10 protein-coding genes and 7 pseudogenes are annotated in these 17589 nt (G+C 64.1%); 6 read left to right on the top strand and 11 right to left on the bottom strand.

Annotation, left to right across the window (positions count from 1 at the left end; genetic code table 11):
- Positions 1-447 precede the first annotated feature (447 nt).
- The 9 genes and pseudogenes from AB0D93_RS40690 to AB0D93_RS40730 all read right to left on the bottom strand — a co-directional run bounded on the left by AB0D93_RS40690 (position 448) and on the right by AB0D93_RS40730 (position 9321).
- Positions 448-1701 carry an MFS transporter gene (locus AB0D93_RS40690; protein ID WP_362131555.1) on the bottom strand — a complete coding sequence of 418 codons (1254 nt, stop codon included), beginning with the start codon at positions 1699-1701 and terminating at the stop codon, positions 448-450.
- A 115-nt stretch (positions 1702-1816) separates the two neighbouring features.
- Positions 1817-1993: a transposase gene (locus AB0D93_RS40695; RefSeq protein WP_362131576.1), complete on the bottom strand. Its 177-nt coding sequence runs from the start codon at positions 1991-1993 to the stop codon at positions 1817-1819.
- Between the two features lie 205 nt (positions 1994-2198).
- Positions 2199-3359, bottom strand: coding sequence for a transposase (locus AB0D93_RS40700; protein ID WP_362131579.1), 1161 nt, complete (start codon positions 3357-3359; stop codon positions 2199-2201).
- Between the two features lie 524 nt (positions 3360-3883).
- A complete protein-coding gene (locus tag AB0D93_RS40705; RefSeq protein ID WP_362131558.1) occupies positions 3884-4474 on the bottom strand; it encodes an NAD(P)H-dependent oxidoreductase in 591 nt (196 codons plus the stop codon).
- Positions 4475-4639: 165 nt separating this feature from the next.
- On the bottom strand, positions 4640-5809 hold the full coding sequence (locus tag AB0D93_RS40710) for a hydrolase (RefSeq protein ID WP_362131561.1): 1170 nt from the start codon (positions 5807-5809) through the stop codon (positions 4640-4642).
- Positions 5810-5894: 85 nt separating this feature from the next.
- Positions 5895-6740: pseudogene (locus AB0D93_RS40715) on the bottom strand (ISAzo13 family transposase); the annotation flags it as partial.
- 554 nt (positions 6741-7294) lie between these two features.
- Entirely contained in the window at positions 7295-8692 is a 1398-nt protein-coding gene (locus tag AB0D93_RS40720) for an ATP-binding protein (protein ID WP_362131564.1), read from the bottom strand.
- A pseudogene (locus AB0D93_RS40725) lies at positions 8689-8901 on the bottom strand (IS3 family transposase); the annotation flags it as partial. The gene AB0D93_RS40720 and the pseudogene AB0D93_RS40725, both read right to left, overlap by 4 nt.
- A gap of 141 nt (positions 8902-9042) precedes the next feature.
- Positions 9043-9321, bottom strand: coding sequence for a transposase (locus AB0D93_RS40730; protein WP_362131567.1), 279 nt, complete (start codon positions 9319-9321; stop codon positions 9043-9045).
- 97 nt (positions 9322-9418) lie between these two features.
- Here AB0D93_RS40730 and AB0D93_RS40735 point away from each other — a divergent pair.
- A pseudogene (locus tag AB0D93_RS40735) lies at positions 9419-9957 on the top strand (transposase); the annotation flags it as partial.
- Between the two features lie 374 nt (positions 9958-10331).
- The gene (locus tag AB0D93_RS40740) at positions 10332-12812 is read left to right on the top strand and encodes a hypothetical protein (protein ID WP_362131570.1); all 2481 of its coding nucleotides are present in this window, start codon (positions 10332-10334) and stop codon (positions 12810-12812) included.
- 118 nt (positions 12813-12930) lie between these two features.
- On the opposite strand, the pseudogene AB0D93_RS40745 reads toward AB0D93_RS40740, so the two are convergent.
- A pseudogene (locus AB0D93_RS40745) lies at positions 12931-13217 on the bottom strand (integrase core domain-containing protein); the annotation flags it as partial.
- Between the two features lie 34 nt (positions 13218-13251).
- Positions 13252-14001 (bottom strand): annotated as a pseudogene (locus AB0D93_RS40750) (IS30 family transposase); the annotation flags it as partial.
- 6 nt (positions 14002-14007) lie between these two features.
- Here AB0D93_RS40750 and AB0D93_RS40755 point away from each other — a divergent pair.
- The 4 genes and pseudogenes from AB0D93_RS40755 to AB0D93_RS40770 all read left to right on the top strand — a co-directional run.
- A pseudogene (locus AB0D93_RS40755) lies at positions 14008-14364 on the top strand (IS30 family transposase); the annotation flags it as partial.
- A gap of 7 nt (positions 14365-14371) precedes the next feature.
- Positions 14372-14670, top strand: a pseudogene (locus tag AB0D93_RS40760) (integrase core domain-containing protein); the annotation flags it as partial.
- A gap of 1078 nt (positions 14671-15748) precedes the next feature.
- A complete protein-coding gene (locus AB0D93_RS40765) occupies positions 15749-17002 on the top strand; it encodes a serine hydrolase domain-containing protein (RefSeq protein WP_362131573.1) in 1254 nt (417 codons plus the stop codon).
- Positions 17003-17435: 433 nt separating this feature from the next.
- On the top strand, positions 17436-17589 hold a 154-nt coding region (locus AB0D93_RS40770; RefSeq protein ID WP_362131582.1), incomplete at its 3' end, for a transposase.

The raw sequence follows: 17589 nt of genomic DNA on the forward strand, positions 1-17589 counted from the left end.
TGGCCAACAGGGCTGCGGCGAGGGCCCCCGCGTATACGGCTGCCACCATGATGTCCACCTTTTTCTGCGCTCGTGCGCCGTCTCGTCGGATGTCTACCGGACGCCTGCCTCGATGTCTGCCTCATCGCGTGGACAGGCCCCTCCCATTCCAAGGGGCGGGGAACGGCCGTGCCGCCAGAACGCGGCCGATCGGGTGAAGGTCCACCCCCGGGCCGTGACGACGTATGAGCCCCTCAAGCCCCCTAACACTGTGTCCTTCCCCGGTGGAATCCAGGAACACAAAGTCCGGCTGATTATTTTCGGGCCTGCGGCTTCCGCAGCGTTGAGGCGCCCTCCGCCCACACCGTGGTGAACGTCTCGTTGTCCCTGGTGGTGAAATAACGTGCGCCTCGGCCCAGTAGAGTTCACCGTTCAGCTGCGAGACGACATTCAGATACGCAGGCACCTCTACGAAGCCCTCTCGGACGTTCGCCGTTCCAGGAATCGGTGCTCTTCAATAATGCGGGGAAGGGAAATCCAACCCAGAATTACCGCGATGAGGCACGCGATCGCTCCTACCCCGACCCCTTGGCGCGCCCCGAAATATTGGACCACGTACCCAATAACAGGCCCTCCTACGCAAGTGCTACCCGAAAATGCGACGGTCCAGAGACCCATGACCCGCCCCCGGAAGGTTGGATCGGCCACGATTTGGAGCGTGCTGCTTCCGATGGTGAGGAACATTGTGCTGCTCACACCTACGAAGAATAGTGCAATCAGTTCTACGAACAAGGAGGAAATAGTGGCTACTGCTGTGAGAGTAACGGAAAACATAGCCGCTGCTTTCGCAAGCGGGATGATTCCTGCCCGCCCGCGGGTAGCCGAGTACAGACCACCACAGACCGCTCCTGCCCCTACGGCTGAGGTCATAAATCCGTATGTTCTGGCACCGCCATGGAATCCGGCTTGGGCCAGTGCAGGGAAGACGACCTGAAACTCGTAGGCCAGCGTGCCAATCAAAGCCATCATGGCCAGAGGGAGTGCCAGTGCACCGGTTTCCCGGACATAACGCAATCCCGCAAGAAGCTGTCCGGACGCTTTGCCAGCCTTCAGAGCGGGTTGCAGTTGATCGGTGCGCAGGAAACGTAGGGCCATTAGAATTGGAATAAAGCTTGCCGCGTTAGCCATGAAGCAACTCTCGACTCCAAATGAAGCAATCAAGATTCCAGCGAGCGCCGGTCCTACTGCACGTGCAGCGTTCATCATCATACTATTAATACTGATCGCTTCACGTAGCATTTCTACCCCTACCAATTCAGGCAGGAATGTCTGCCTAGTGGGCATGTCTACAGCATTGACTGCCCCGAGAGCGAGTGCGAGAAGAACCAGAATCCAAAGGCGCATGGCTCCTGCGGCGGTCAGAATTCCTGACATCAACGCGAGCAAAGCCAGGGCGCTTTGAGTGACCTTCAATAGGCGAATCTTGTCGGAGCGGTCGGCGATGAGCCCACCGTATGGGCCCGCTAGCAACAGTGGCAAAAACTGCGCTGCGACCACAAGTCCGAGCGCGAAACTCGAGCCAGTTAGATCGAGTACCAGCCACGACTGTGCAACGCCTTGCATCCAGCCCCCAACCAAACTGACAGATTGCCCGGCGCAGTACACCTTGAAATTGAAAGTCTGCAGAGAGCGAAACATTCTTCTACTGGTCTTATCTGTCATTTCAGCATCATGACAGAGGACCTCGTGCCCCAAGAGGAGTAGGGCCGTACCGAGTCGGCGAAATAATACATTTGGCCGAATGCTTGTGCCCTATGTCAGAGGCGCCGTCTTGCGGTCAATGGCCCACCACACACGAGTACAAGCTGGCGACGCGCGGGCCGAAGACCTGCTGGGATTGGGGCACCGCGAGCACGTAGCCAAGACCGGACTGCTTCAGCAGACGGCGGAAGCGTCCCTCCTGCCCGTAGGCTGCGTCTGCAGCCACCCAGGCGAGGGGGAGATCGGAGGCCAGGGGGTTGCTCCGTTCAGCAGCCGCTGGAGGCCATCAGGAGTGCGATGCCCGGCGAACTCGGCCAGTTGCCAGCCCTGGCCGTTCAGCGGACGTGAAATGGCGCCCTGACAGCAGAACCTGACAGCAGGTTCCTTGACCTTTGAAGGCTCCCCTCCCTGAAGGGAGGGGATTCTCTACCCTCCAGGGCTGAGTGGGGATTTACGGCTCAGGCCGCCACCTGGGCCGGCGGCCCCGGTGGTCTTACGCCCTCGACACCGTCCGGGTTCCAACCTGCCCGGACCAGCATCACGCGCGCGGAGTTCTTGTCCCTGGGGGACACCACTCCGCACACGGTGCAGGCATACGTTCTCATCGCCAGAGGCAGTGCGTGCTTGGTTCTCGCTCCGCACGTTGCGCAGTCCATCGTGGTGTGCGCGGGATGCACGAGACGGACATCCCGCCCGTGCTTGCGGCCCATCTCGCACAGGGCACGCTTCGTCGCCGCGATGGCGGCATCAGCCGCCTTACGAGCCATGGTCGTCTTCGCGAGGAACTTCGGCCTAAAGTCCTCCACCGCCACCCCGTCATGGCCGCGCATCACCGACTTGGCCCACTTGCGGGCGCTGTCCTCACGCTGCCGCGCAACCTTCTTATGCAGCTTCGCTGCCTGCGCCTGCGCCTTGCGGTAGCCGGCGGATGCGGGCTGTCCCTTCGGACGCCGACGCCGGGCCATCATCCGCTGATAGCGGGCCAGCCGCTGCGCGGCCTCACGGCCGTGCTCGGCATGCGGCAGATCGTAGGCGTCGTCGGTGGTGGTCGCGGCCTCCTTCACACCCCAGTCCACCCCGAGCACGCGCCCGGTCGGGGCGAGCGGTTCGCTCTGCGCGGGAACGACGAACGACGCGTACCAATGGCCGAGGCTGTCTTGGTACACGCGCACGCTGGAGGGATCCGCCGGAAGGTCCCGCGACCACACCACGCTCAGCACGATCTGGCCCGCAAGGTGCAGACGGCCGTCCCTGAGGCTAAAACCGCGCCTGGTGTAGTTCAGACTCGGCCGCGCCTGGCGCTTCTTCTTCCAGCGGGGCATCCCGGCCCGCCGGTGCATCGGCAACCGGTCCTTGATGTCCTTCAGCGCCTTGGCACGGGACCTGGCGAAATCGCGTATCACCTGCTGCTGCGGCACGCTCGCGCCCTCAGCCAGCCACCGCGTCGCCCTGCGTGCCTCGGTCAGCATCTTGTCCAACTGCCCCGGACCACAGGTCACCTTCTCGCCCATCGCCCGGCCCTGCACGTGCACCTGCCTGGACTTCGCGACGCACTCATTCCAGACCCACCTACAGCGCGCCCACTCCGCTTCCAGTGCGCGCCGGGCCGTCTTCGACAGGCGCACACGGAAGGTGTACCGGGCATACCCGGTGTCCCTCGTGGTTGCCTCCGTCGTCCTGCATGCGAACCTACCCGAGGGGACTGACAGTTGAGAGTCCTTGATCATTGTGGGCGGCATCACCGCCGTGCGGGATGGACGCCGGATCACCCTCACGGCGATCCCGCTGTCCCTGCCCTGCTCCGCAGGAATCCGATTCCTCCCCGGACTGAAGGCCGGGGCAACCTCGGAGGAACCCGGTGAACCACGGCTGGATGCTCGCTACGAACCTGGCCGCCGAGATCGATGTCTGGGTGAGGCTCCTTGGCCTGCATGACGCCGATGACCTGGCCACCGCCGAGATCGACACCGTACGCTTTCGCCTTTACCACTTGCCCGCCCGGCTCGCGAACCACGCCCGCCGCCGCTGGCTCCACATCGAGGCCACCTGGTCCTGGGCGGCGCGTTCACCACCTGCTGGCGGTACCTCTGTGAGTTTCCGGCCGTCACCTGACGCTCCGGGAATCGACGGTGGCCACGCCAAATCAGAAATGCTCACGGTGTGTCGGGATCGACGAGGCCAGAAAGGCGCGCAGGGTTTCGGTGAGGCGCTTTTGCAGGTGACGGTCAGTGAGGTCACCGTCAGGAGTGAACGCCTGATGGGCGGCGGCGAGACTGAACGTTTCGGGGTAGACGAGGGCGCCGAGGCGTTCCAAGGGGGCATGGAGGGCCAGCAGGCAGCGGTGGCCGCCCATGGGGGAGGGAGATGCGGACAGCAGCAGTGCAGGGGTGTCCTTGAACGGCTGTGGGCGCACGCGAGAGGCCCAATCGATGGCGTTCTTCAGAACGCCAGGGATGGAGGCGTTGTACTCGGGAGTGACGATGACGAGGGCCTGGGCATCGACGATGCGTCCACTTAGGTCGAGCGCGGACTTCGGGATCCCGTCCACCGCCTCGACGTCACCGTCGTAGAGAGGCAGGGGGAAATCACGCAAGGGGGCGCGGTCCACCAGTGCTCCGCTGTCGGTGACCAGGCGTTCAGCCAGGTCGGCGAGACGTGCATTGAGCGATTCCTTGCGCAGGGAGGCGTTGAGGATAAACACCCGAAGGGCTTCAGAGTAATCCTCTGTTGGCATGAACGTGCTCCTTCCATGAGCCCCGGCGATACGTGGACAGCGGCCTCTGCGGTTACTCTGGCTCCGGCCTCATCGTGGCATTGGTCGGGCCCTTACCCTCGGTGAACACCTCTGCACGAGGAGGACATGCAAGGGAAAGGACGTGTGTTGCTGTTTTCGGCGATATCAATGTCTCGGCTTCGCGCTGTCTGCACCGAGCGCCCAGGCTCCGTACGCCGCGCCGGCGATGTCAAAGGAGAAGATAAAGTGGGAAGCAGCGGTGTTGATGTCACGCCAGAACCGCTGCACGGGATCATGGTCGAAGTGGCTTTGGGGGCCGGTGCTGCGAAAGAGCCGCTTGACGGCTGACACCGACAACTCGACCGCCATCGCGAAGTCCCGCGCGCCTCGGACCATCGCTTCCCCCTCTTCGGCCGCCTCGACGCCGTCGGCGACTCGCGCGGCCCGTTGGACCAGGAGTTCCGCGGCGTCCACCTCGGCGGCCGAACGGTCCATTTGCGCCGACACCTTCTTACTCACTGGCGCGCCCCGCAGCTCGTGGTCGACAGCGGCGCGCAGTGCGCCTCGAGCGGCAGCGACGACCGGGACGGCCAGCGGCAACGCGCCCAAGATTCTCACGTGGACCTTGTGGCATCGTGCCTCGGAGGCCGCTGGCCTGCCCGCGCTGAGGTCCGATCTGGACAGGACCAGATGATCGGGTACGAATACGTCGTCCAGAACCATGGTGTCGGTGCAGGTACCTCGCATGCCGAGGGTAGACCAGGTCTCCTTCACTGTGACGTCGGTCTGCGGCACCGCGAAGAAGCATTCCTGGCTCCGGCCGTCAGGACCTAGCGCGTCGGATACAACTGAGCATGCGAAGATCCAATCGGCGAAGCGCAGCCCACTGATGTATCCCCACTCACCGCTGAGTCGCCAGCCCCCGGAGACACGCTCAGCCTTGCCAGCTGGGACGAGCGCACCCGCCATCAATGCGTCCGGGCCCTCCCCCCAGAGCACTGCCTGCCCCTCAAGGGGTAGGTATGCCCCGTAGCGGGCCGCGTAGGTCGACAGTGAAGCAATCCAGGCCGCCGAGGCGCAACCCTCGCCTACTAGGAGCACCGACGAGGTCATGTCCGCGAAACGGCCGTCCACACCGCCGAAGGCCGCGGGGACGAAGTGCCGGGCGAACCCAGCTTCCCGTAGGGCCTCAACTACATCGGGTGCAAGCCGCCCGGTGGCCTCCGTCTCGTCGCTGCACCGCGCCGCGATCTCTGCCACGTGCGGGGCACCGGCGATGACGGCCGCCACGCTCGAACTCTTGTCCAAGATAGCCGATGTGCTGTCGCTGCCCATGTGTATGCCACCTCCCTTGGGATTTCGGCAGTCTGTCGGGCCGAACCGACGAGGGGGCGCACCTCAGCCGGGACCGGTTCGTAAATCACCCGACCGGCTCTCTTTTTCCAATAGCCCGCGACTCGTCTGTTGCGACGGTCCGAGTGGGATCACCTGAAGCCTTTCTTAGGGCTTGCCGGGCGTCTTTCACTGCGCGGCTGATGGTCATGGCGGTGGTGTTGAAGAGCTGGCCCAGGAGATCCACGGTCGCGAGTTTTCGCAGGTCGAGCACGGTGGCCAGGACCCGGTCGGCTGAGGTGAGCTTGGCTTTGGCACCTGCGCCAGGGGCCACCGGGCGCTCGTGGCCTCGAGGTGTGCGGAGCACTTGCTCGCGTTGAACCTCCATCGCTGGAGTCAACAAGTCGATGAGCTCGTTGAGCTGCCGGCGGGCCATCCCGGTCAGTTCCGGGTCCTGGAGCGAACGCCGCGAAAGGCGAGTCGGTCTGTCCGCCAGAGCCTCGTCCGGTGTACTGCCGGTTGTCGCCGCGTCCATTGGACGCTGGGGGCGGAGGGTGTAGTTCCAGTCGCCGTGGAAGCGATGGCGAGTGATGGGCAAGGTGGCGATCTCGTCGTCGCTGACGCGGATGCCGATGGGGTACTCACCGCTGTCGAGTTCGGCATGGACGGTGAGACCAGTGCGGCTGGTGGTCGCGGCGATGGTTTGGAGCATGACTTCATGGCTGGTCAGGGGTCTGCCGCGCCAGTTCATGGTGATGTGGGAGAACAGCCGGTGCTCGATCTTGTTCCACCTCGAGGTGCCGGGCGGCAGGTGACACACCGTGATCTCAAGGCCGGTCTCGGCAGCGAGGTCGGCGAGCTGGGTCTTCCAGCCGCGGGTGCGATAGCCGTTGGAGCCCCCGCCGTCGGCGGTGATCAGCAGTCGGCCGGCGCGGTCCGCCCTCGCCGGTCAGCTGCAGACCCTCCGACTGGGCCCGGCTCACCAACTCGTCGATCAGCTGGTCGTCCACAGCCTTCGCCGACACATCCGCTGCCGACTCCACAGCCTCGTGCTCGGCCACGTTCTCACTGGTCATCGATGCATCCTCCATGATCGGGAGTTACACCGAACGATTTGTCAGTCCCTCTCCCGGACGATCAACACCGCCCAGCTCCAAAAGCGGCCGCCAGCGCCATTCCAGCGCAAGGGGCGCTCGGCCACGACTCGCCGACCGCCACGCGAGCCGATAACGACAGCCGCACAGGGCTGCCCCTCGGCCCCCGAACAAAACGGCAGCAGCCCCCGCCACCGGCCCTGGCAGCACCAGCCGCGACTGGACCGCCAGGCACCGCCGCGGACGATCCGGCCCCAAACGAGAACGAACCGACAAACCGGCAACAGGAACCACTCGATCATCACCACGAGCCGCACCAGCGGACGTCAAGCCGTCCACACCAGCCACACCAGCCACACCGGCCACACCGGCCACACCAGGCCCGCCCGATACCTCACGCCGGGCTGATGGCAAACTCAGACCACACGGCCTTGCCCGCCGGAGCGTGACTCTCCCACCCCCACGCAGCCGCCAGCGCCTGCACGATCAGCATGCCACGCCCACCGGTGTCCCCGTCCCGCGCCTGACGCACCCGCGGCACACTCACCGGATCATCATCCTCGACCTCGACCCGGACAACGCTCTCATCAGCATCGATACGCACCTGAAAGACATGATCAAGGCCCCGGTCACGCGTGCCGTGATTAACAGCATTGGACGCCAGCTCCGAAATACACAGCTGGACATCATCCACGCGGCCCCTCAGATGCCACGCCGCCAACGTCTGCTCGGCAAACGACCGCGCAGCCGCGATCGACTCGGGGACAGCGGTGAACGACCGCTCAGCGTGTTCCTGCTTGAACATCATCACTACCAATTTCTTTCCTGACCCGGTACCGGGAACCGGTCCCGATACAAGACCGCCGCGTTCCCGCCGACACGAGCCCGACCACCGGTCCACCCCCAGTAAGCCAACCCAGCCACCCACCCCGCCTCGCCCGACCAGCCGACCACCAGGAGGAAAACCCCCCTCCACCACCCACACCACCCGACCGGACAGACAGCCCCACACCACTCCCAACCAACCAGAACCACCCCACACCCCACCCCCCGCAGATGCCCTCACCACGACGCCCGCCCACTCGACAGCCCGGCTGCAGGACAACCCGGCAGCCACGGACACAGCAGGGCCGACACCGGCACACGCCCACGACCCACTAGGACGCCTGCGCACACAGCCGCGGTACCGGCGACAAGTCTTTCCCACCTTCCCCGGCAGGCCGTAAAACAGGCGCTGACACTCCGCCACCCCCCCTTCTTCCAGAGGCCGGTGCAGTGCCGCGTCCGGGGTGTCGCCCACGGCGATAACGACGCCGGCGCGGTCCGGGGAGCTGCGCCGCTCTTGGATGACGTTGCCCTGCGCGACGGTCAGATAGGCCTCGGTCGCGCCCTCCTCGAAGAGCACCTCCTGCGCACCGCCGATCCCGGTCGCCTTTTCGGCAGGAGGGGTGAGGAACCACGTCACGGCGGCCCGCGACGCATCCCCGCACGGGTTCAGGTCCGACGGTCGGCTAACCGGCCAGTCGAAGGTGAGCTGCTGGACGTCCGCTCCGGTGGCCAGCGGCACCCGCTTGATGATTCCGTCACCGCCGGGCCGGACATGGGTCCCCACCGCCCGCGGTCCCCGGTCCGTGAGCACCGGTTCGGTGTGTGCGGGGCCCTCCCGCAGGCCCACCGTCTTCGGGCAGGCGACGACCTCGGCGGCCACGATGCGCACCGTCTCCGGGGACACGCGGGCCGGGACGAGATGCCCTGACTCGACGAAGTCGGCGCCCTTGAACTTCTCCGTCACCGCCAGGAGAGGGTGCTCGCCAGCGACGGAAACGGTTTCGACGGTCGACCAGGTCCGGTGGCCTGGGTGCGGACGCCTCGGGGGGTCGTGGTGCGGCGCCGCTGTCCGCGGATGACGCCTTCCAGGCCGTCTTCGCGCATCAGCCGTTCGACGGTGCACCGGGCGGCGTGCATGCCTTCGCGTCGCAGCTGGTGGTGGACGCGCCGGCCTCCGTAGGCTCCCCATAGGCGGCTTCGTCACGCAGGTGCCGGGCGGATGCGGGCCGCCTGCGGCGGGCGTTTATGCCGAGACCGACAGGTCCAGTTCCCGGCACACCGGCTCGGCCCCGAAGTCGTCGCGGAGGTGGTTGATCACCGCGTCGGCCTCGTGCGGGGCTGGTCGAGCTCCTTCGCGAAAAACACCGAGGCGGCCTTGAGGATCTCGTTGGCGCTCCGCAACTCGGCTATTTCCTTGCGGAGTTGTGTGAGTTCGGTCCGCTCGGCGGTGGTCAGCAAGTCGGGCCGGCTGCCCTGGTCGGCTTCGGCCTGGCGGACCCAGCCCCGCAATGCTTCCTTGTGGATGCCGAGGTCCCTGGGCCATGTGGGCCGCCGGTCGACCGGAGGTCCGGACTTCGCGGACAGCCCGCTCACGCAGCTCGTCCGGGTGGTGCAGGCATCGGACCTGTGTTCTCCCATCTGCCGAGGCGATCACGCCTGCCTTCAGGGCCGCTACAAAATCCGGTTCAGCTCGGCTGCCGACCGCATCGTCGACCACGTCGGGCCCGCGCCGGCCCTGCAACAGCGCAAGCGGTTCCGCAAGGAAACCGTGCTGATCGTGGACGCATCTCTGGTCCCCACCCGTGACCACAGCATTGCCGAGCAGTCGAAGAACTACCGCTACTCGACCCACCACCAGGTCGTCATCGACGCCGACACCCGGCTCGGCGTCGCTGTGGGCCGGACACTGCCCGGCAACCGCAACGACGGCAAGGCATGGGAACTGTCTGGCGCCAAGGGCGCCGTCGGTCACACCACGGTCATCGCGGACGGCGGCTACCGCGGCACCGGCTTGGTCATCCCGCACCGCCGCGAACGCGGCCGGGCCGACCCCCGGCCTGGAAAGAAGAACACAATGCTTCCCACCGAAAGGTCCGCGCCCGAGTCGAGCATGCCTTCGCCCGCATGAAGACCTGGAAGATCCTGCGCGACTGCCGCCTCAAGGGAGACGGCGTCCACCACGCCATGCTCGGCATCGCCCGACTGCACAACCTCACCCTCGCCGGATAGCGAGCAAACGGCCAGGTCAACCGCCATACCGTAGAACATTCACGGGGCAACACTTACTCGCAGCCACCGGTCCCAGGAGAAGGAGCTCCAGAACGAGAGGTAACCGCTACAGGATGACGGGGATGCTCCGCGCGGGAGCAGCGCAGTTGAGCCGTCCGGATGAGAAATTCAAAAACCAACGGAAGAGTGACTCGCCGCCCGAGGCTGACAGTCACTATTACGCGAGACGAGGAACCGCTGACAATCGAGTGTCTCCTGCTCTCTGTGTCGAGTATCGCTTTGAAGTGTGGCACCGGTTGCTGCTAGACGTTGGGGAATTGACACAGAGGATTGAGAACCTCGAGGGCAGCCGCCCTGCAAATGGAGAGAAGTAGATGCATTCCAATGTCCGGCTGAGGTACTTCGCCGTTACGGCAGCCATTGTTGCAGCAGGGCTGACAGCTCCGTTGATGACGGTACCGGAGAGCAGAGCGGAGAAGAGGGGAGTCGGTAATCACTGTCCGCCTGGCATCTCCCAGCCCCGACTCACGCCCCGATACAAGCACGATGTCGTCTCCGCATTGCGGTCGAAAAGGGACGCGTGGGGGGAAAAGCTGATTTCGAGTCCGCAGGGACCGACCTATGAGAACATCAAAGACTATCTGAAGCCGCTCATGTATGTGCGGCAGCCGGAAGATCTGGGCCCGATGACGGATACGGGCGTCTACTATATTCCATTCGGCTTCCCTCGGGGTCTGACAGGGCGCGGGCCGGTGGCTCTTCATGTTGCAGACGGCAGTCAGATCATGAGTAACTACTGGAACGGAAGAAGCCTGAAGATCTTTGTCGGTTCCGGAGGGGAGCAGTATGGTTCTTGTCTTGCCGCTCTTGGAGGACCTTCCCTCAATGATGGATATCTGCCCATTTTGAACACGCAATACAAGGACGCGCGAGGCGTTAAATATCGCCAACAGTCCTTTGCAGCCTACCTTCCTGGAACCCGTGACCTAGCCAGTTTCATCCACATCACCGCCTCCGCTGGAAAAGCTCACAGGCCGGCTGTCGTCACGCTACGTGAATCGTGTGGCCAGGAAGAATGCGGGCTGTCTGTTGACGGAAACCGGCTGGTGCGGGACAGGAAGACGTTTTTGTACTTCAGCCCGGGAGCCACGTTCGACGGTACGGAGCTCACATACCACGTGAAGCCCGGAAGCCGCGCCGACATCTACCTTGTGCGGCCGGTCGAAGCAACGTCGGCACCCGACCTTGCTACCGGCCCCCGCACACATGCCGAAGCGAGGAAGCAGACCCAAAGCTACTGGGATCAGCGTCTTGATGAGGGGGCAGGAATCTCAGTACCCGAGCAGCGTGTTCAAAATGCCACGAAGGCACTCTTGATCCAGAACCTTCTCATGGCCTGGCGCTATAGCATGGGAAACGCCTACGAAGACTTCTACCAGGCCGAGAGCAGCGACACGGTGGGGGCTCTCGGACACCTTGGCTTCACGCGTGTCTACGCGTCGTCACTCGTAGACCTGCTTCCCCTGACCAAGGGCAGGGACCGGCGTAATTTCGAGATGGGCGCAAAACTCCTGCATGCCGCCGACTATTGGCATCTGACGCACGACACATCTTTCCTACAGGAAAACGATGCAACATATTTCAGATTCCTGGGGAACTTCATCAAGCAAAACACTGCAGATCCCCATGGTCTGCTCGCGCGTCAGCGGTATTCGAGCGATATTGCGGAACTCGTCTATGGACTGCATCAGATCGGCCTCGCTCAGCGGGGAGCCCAGGAAATCTCCCAGGTCTGGCTCGAGCTTGGATATAAGGAACGCGCACAGCGGTACGCGGCCTTCGCCTCCAGACTGAAAGAGAACTATCAGAAGGCCGCACGGGAATCCAGCGTGGCACTTGACGACGGTTCGCTCTTCACTCCGGTCAGCCTGCTCGATAATGAGAGGCCATGGGACCCCATCACCGCACAGCTCCTTGGAGGTTACTGGAACCTCGTGTCGCATTATGGCTTCGCTTCCGGCGTCTATGACCCGCACAGCCCCGAGGCACGCGCAACCTTGCAGTATATTCTGCAGCATGGCGGCAGAATGCTTGGACTGCTGAGAGCGCGTGACTACGCCGACAACGACGTTTACGAGGTGGAGCAGCTCAAATTTCTCGCCGCCAATGACCAGCCAGATCAGATGGTGCTCAGTTTCTACGGAAAACTAGCGCATGGAATGACACGGAACACTTACGTTTCCGGCGAAGCGCACAACCTCGGTCCGATCCTCAGTAAGTGGCCTCTGTGTCGAGGAAAGCCGAACTGCATCGCCCCACCACCCGAAAAAGGATGGACCAGCGATGAGTACTATCGGGCGATGTATCTTCCGCCCAACAGTGCCAACAACACCGCATTCCTGGAAGCACTCCGACTCATGCTGGCATACAGCCCCACGGAATCATCAGGCGGACACGAGTCCCTCGAACTCGCCTATTTCACCCCACGTGGCTGGCTGGCGCAGGGCAAACGAATCAACGTGACCGGCCTCCCTACACCTTTCGGGCCGCTCACCTACTCTGTGACATCGGATATCGATTCGGGGCTTGTCAGAGCGCACGTCATCGCCCCGCACCGAAATCCAGCGCACGACCTCTCACTGAGGCTTCGTGTCCCACGCGGGAATCGACTGACGGGCGTACGGGTCAACGGACACCCATGGCATAAATTCGATCAACGGACTGAAACCGTAGACCTGAGCGGCCTTGACGGCGACATCGACGTGTCAGCAACGTACATCTCTGGCCGAACCTCCGGGTTCACGAATCATGTTCCGAAGTCGAGCGAGCCGAGGGACTGGGTGAAGGGATGGTAGGAGTCCTCGTACCTTGGGTTGGGGCGGCACGAGCCAGACTCCGCCCGGCTTGCCGGAGTTGGGAAGGCGGCTGCATCACACTGTGCTGAGGCGTTCCCCGGAGTGTGGACACGGGGGTTCATGCCGCGAGGGTGAGTCTATGGTCTGCCCGATGCTGCTGTTCGAACTCGACGGGTGAGAGGTAGCCGAGGCTGCTGTGGTGTCTGCCGGCGTTGTAGTACGTCAGCCACTGGAAGATCTCCAGCCGGCCTGCCGCACCGTCGTGAACACCCCGCGCACGGCTTCTCTCTTCAGCCCCTGCCAGAAGCTCTCGGCCAGCGCGTTGTCATAGCTCGACCCGACACGGCCCATACTCCTGCGGATGCCGAAACGGTCGCTGACCTGGGCGAACGCCGCTGAGGTGTAGTGACCAGGTTCAACCAGTGGATGCAACACCGGCTTATTTGATCGATAGTAGATGATCGTTGAGGGCTTGGGCGGGTGTCTTCCAGCCGAGGCTCTTGCGGGGGCGACTGTTGAGCGTGGCTGCGGCCGCTTCGATGTCCTTCGCTGCCCAGCAGGAAAGGTCGGTTCCCTTGGGGAGGTACTCACGCAGCAGGCCGTTCGTGTTCTCGTTGGTGCCGCGCTGCCATGGGCTGTGCGGATCGGCGAAGTAGACCGGGAAGCCGGTCTCGATCGTGAACTGGGCGTGCGCCGACAACTCCTTGCCCCGGTCGCAGGTCAGCGATCGCCATGGGTGCTCGGGCAGGGTGCCGATCGTCGCCGCAAGAGCATCTTTCATCGTCAGCGCGCCGTAACCGGCCAGCGGCGGCCCGTTCTTGGTACGGGGAACGACGCCGTGGCCTTCCTGGCGGGGCAGGTGGACAAGCATCGTGTAGCGGCACGTGCGCTCGACCAGCGTGCCGATCGCTGATCGTTCAAGTCCGATCAGGAGGTCGCCCTCCCAGTGTCCCGGTACGGCGCGGTCGTCGGCTTCGGCCGGCCGTTCGCTGATCAACACCTCGGGCGTGACGTGGGCCCATGCCTTGCGCTTGGACCGGGCACGAGGGACCCGCAGGGCTCTGCCGGTGCGCCGGCAGGCAACGAGCTCACGCTTGAGCGCTCCACGGCCTTCGATGAACAGGGCCTGGTAGACCGCCTCATGGCTGATCCGCATGGACTCGTCATCGGGGAAGTCGACCTTCAGCCGGAGAGGGCACTCGCCAACACGATGCCGATGCTCCCCGAGCAGCTGACGCGGTCGCTGACATGGGACCGCGGCAAGGAAATGTCGGCGCACACGCAGTTCAAGGTCGAGACCGGTATCCCCGTGTTCTTCGCCGATCCGCACAGCCCATGGCAGCGAGGCACCAACGGGAACACCAACGGACTCCTGCGCCAGTACTTCCCGAAGGGCACGGACCTCTCGCGCTGGTCCGCCGAAGAAATCGAAGCCGTTGCTCGCACGCTGAACCCCAGACCCCGCAAGACACTTGCTTGGAGGACCCCGGCCGAGGCATTCAACGAGCAGCTACTCCTGCTCCAACACGCCGGTGTTGCAACGACCGGCTGAGTCCAGGCAGTACAGCAGCCGGGCCTTCGCCGACGCCTGCCGCCAGGCCGCGTCCGCCAGTCCATGAGCACGATCGGGTCCAGCGCGGACAACGCGCTTGCCGCGTCCTTCAACGCGACGCTCAAACGCGAGACGCTTCAGGGCCGCAAGACCTGGTCCAGCGAACGCGAGGCCCGCCTAGACGCGTTCCGCTGGTCCAACCCCTACAACACCCGACGCCGTCACTCCCGCCTCGGACAACGCAGCCCGATCGCCTACGAGACAGCGTCCGAAACAACATCAACTACGCTGACGCCAGCCGCATAACCCGTGTCCAGGATTCGGGGGCAAGGACCACCGTCGCACTCTGCAGGAGTGCTGTCACCCTTCCGACGCGTGCCGACGCGGGGATCCTGGCGTGGCCCGATCGGAAGAAGGGCCAGGGTCTGCTGAGCGGGGCACTGGTGACACGTGGGGTATTTCGTCCCGCTCGCGGGCCGCGATCCGGACCGCACGTTGGTTGGTCCCGGAGCCGTACGCCGAGGTCGTGGGGGGGCGCCACCGACCTGGTGAGTCTCGCCGAGGTGCGCGAGCTGGGCGCCTGCCGGTGGGCATGCGGCCACCACGCCGATCCGTATCGTGAACGTCCCGGTCCATCAGCTAGACGCTGTTCCCCCGATTGACCCACTGATTGGTGTATGTCCTGCACGACAGCCGTCAACTAGCCTTGTCTTACAATTCCAAACGGCACGAGATGGACGGCGACCCACCGAATCGAAATAGTCCGGCGCCCCGTCACGGATCACCGAATTTAGCCGTCCGCCTCACTAATGATCTCCGAAGGGATACCTACAATGAACGTCATGGACCTCTTTGTCGATTACGAAATCCACGTGAGTGCGGAAGAGATTTCCGCCGAGGCAGGCAGCTAAGGCGAGGAATTCGTACCCGCAACCGCTCGTTGTACCCGCATAGGGCCAAGCTGCGGCGGTTGATGTCCTCTCACTCAGGGAGCGTTGGCCCGTGCCGTGCACGCGCCCTCCTTCCCCCAGTCCCGGCACCGGCCTGGACAAGCGGTGAGCATCTCCTCCACCATCACGGTGTTGAAGGCGGGGCTGACGCGCCCTACGCGCACAACAACCCCGGGAACAAGCACACCCTCGATGTGCCGTGCCCGCCATGGCAGCAAACCTGCCAAAACAGTCCCTCGTTCCCATCACCGGCCGGCGGATCGTACTGGCACCACCCGGGCACGCCATGGGCACGATGCACCGGTCGGCTCACCGCAACAGATTCGGGCCTTCACTCGCACGTGCCCGCGCACCGGACAACCACGGCGTCGATGAGCGCGGACGGGTGAGCACACCTAGGCTGCGAAGTGAGACGTCTACTTGGAGTCAGCCACATGTCGCACTCAGCCATATGCCTACGCCGGGGGGTCACGGTCGTCGTCACCGCTGGAACGCTGATGACGGCGCTGACCGTCGGACCTGCCCGAGCCGCACATGCCCCTCTACCCGCCACGCTCGCCGCCGACTCGCCCAGCCCTTCCCCCACGCACCCTGCCGTCCGCTACCTCTCCCACCAGCTGGCACGCCAACTCGACGCCGCCGTGGGCAATGTGATGCGCAAGGCGAACATCCCTGGCGCAACCGTCGGCATCTGGACACCGGGACAACCCAGTTACGTCCGTTCGTTCGGCGTCGCAGACAAAAGCACCGGCCGAAAGATGACGCCCGACCTGTACATGCGCATCGGCAGTGAGACCAAGCCATTCACCGTGACCGCGCTGCTACAGCTGGTGGACCAAAAAAAGGTCGGCCTGGACGACCCGATCGGCAAGTACGTCGACGGCGTACCCAACGGCGAAAAAATCACCTTGCGGCAGCTCGCAGACATGCGCAGCGGATTGTACAACTACTCCGAGGACCCGGCCTTCGACAAGGCGCTCACCTCGAACCCGCAACGCCCTTTCACTCCCCAACAGTTGCTCGCCTACTCCTTCAAGCACCCCGTGATGTTCCAGCCGGGACAGAAGTTCTCCTACTCCAACACCAACACCATCCTGCTCGGACTGGTAGTGGAAAAGGAGACCGGCCAGCACCTCGGCGACTACATCAAGCAGCACATACTCGACCCCGCAGGTATGACGCACACCCTCTTCCCCACCGGCAACGACATCCCCACACCCCACGCCCAGGGCTACACCAAACCGACCACGAACGGCAGAGAAACCGACGCAACCCATTGGAACCCCTCCTGGGCCTGGGCCGCCGGCGCGATGATCTCCGACTTCAAAGATCTGCGTACCTGGGCACCCATGGTCGTCACCGGCCGATTCCCGGATGGGACGCGGATGGTAAGTGCCGCCACGCAGAAACAGCGGCTGACCGCCCCGCCAACCCGCATTCTGAAGGGCATGGGATACGGACTGGGCATCTTCAACGTAGACGGATGGACCGGCCACAACGGCTCCCTGCCGGGCTACCAAACGCTGGCCCTCTACCTGCCCACCACAAAGACCACGCTCGTCGTACTCGCCAACACCGACACCAACCACGAACACCAGCTTCCCAGCACCCTACTGGGCCAAGCCATCACGAAGATCATCACCCCCGGACACATCTACAACCTCGCACCAGCAGCATCAGCCGAATGAATGAGACACCAACTCGCTGCGGGGCTGAGAGAGGCTGTGCGAGCAGCACACAGGGGCAGTGCATCAGCACGGAGGCTGATCAGCCCAGGTGCGGCCCGGGAACCATCACCGACACCGCCCTCGCTACGCACAGCAGGACAGGGGCCGGCTGAGGCCGTCGCATTTCGTCCGCGCCCACAGCAGCAACCCGGACCACACAATGTCCGGTCACAGAGCTGTCCACTGAGAGCCTGAGATTGGCCGCCGACCTGGCGAGTCTCGCCGAGGTACGCGAGCCGCACGCCTCCTGCCAGGCACTGCACGCTCAAGCTCATCGAGCAGTCGAGGACCACCGATGTCAGTGCCCAGAGGCGAACAGCTAGGGCCTGTGTGAGGTCGTGATCAATCTCGGGTTCTGGTCCATACGGGGACAGGACCTGGTAGGACGCTGGGTGTGACGCGTGGGCAACTCACTGACGAGCAGTGGGAGTTCATCGAGCCGTACCTGCCGAGAGGCGAGTACGGTCCGTACCCCGCGCGGCTGCGGGAGCAGTTCGAGGGGGTGATCTGGCGGTTCCGGTCCAGCGCCCAGTGGCGAGAGATGCCCT

The sequence above is a fragment of the Streptomyces sp. NPDC048191 genome, assembly GCF_040652655.1.
In the GTDB taxonomy this organism is placed as follows: domain Bacteria; phylum Actinomycetota; class Actinomycetes; order Streptomycetales; family Streptomycetaceae; genus Streptomyces.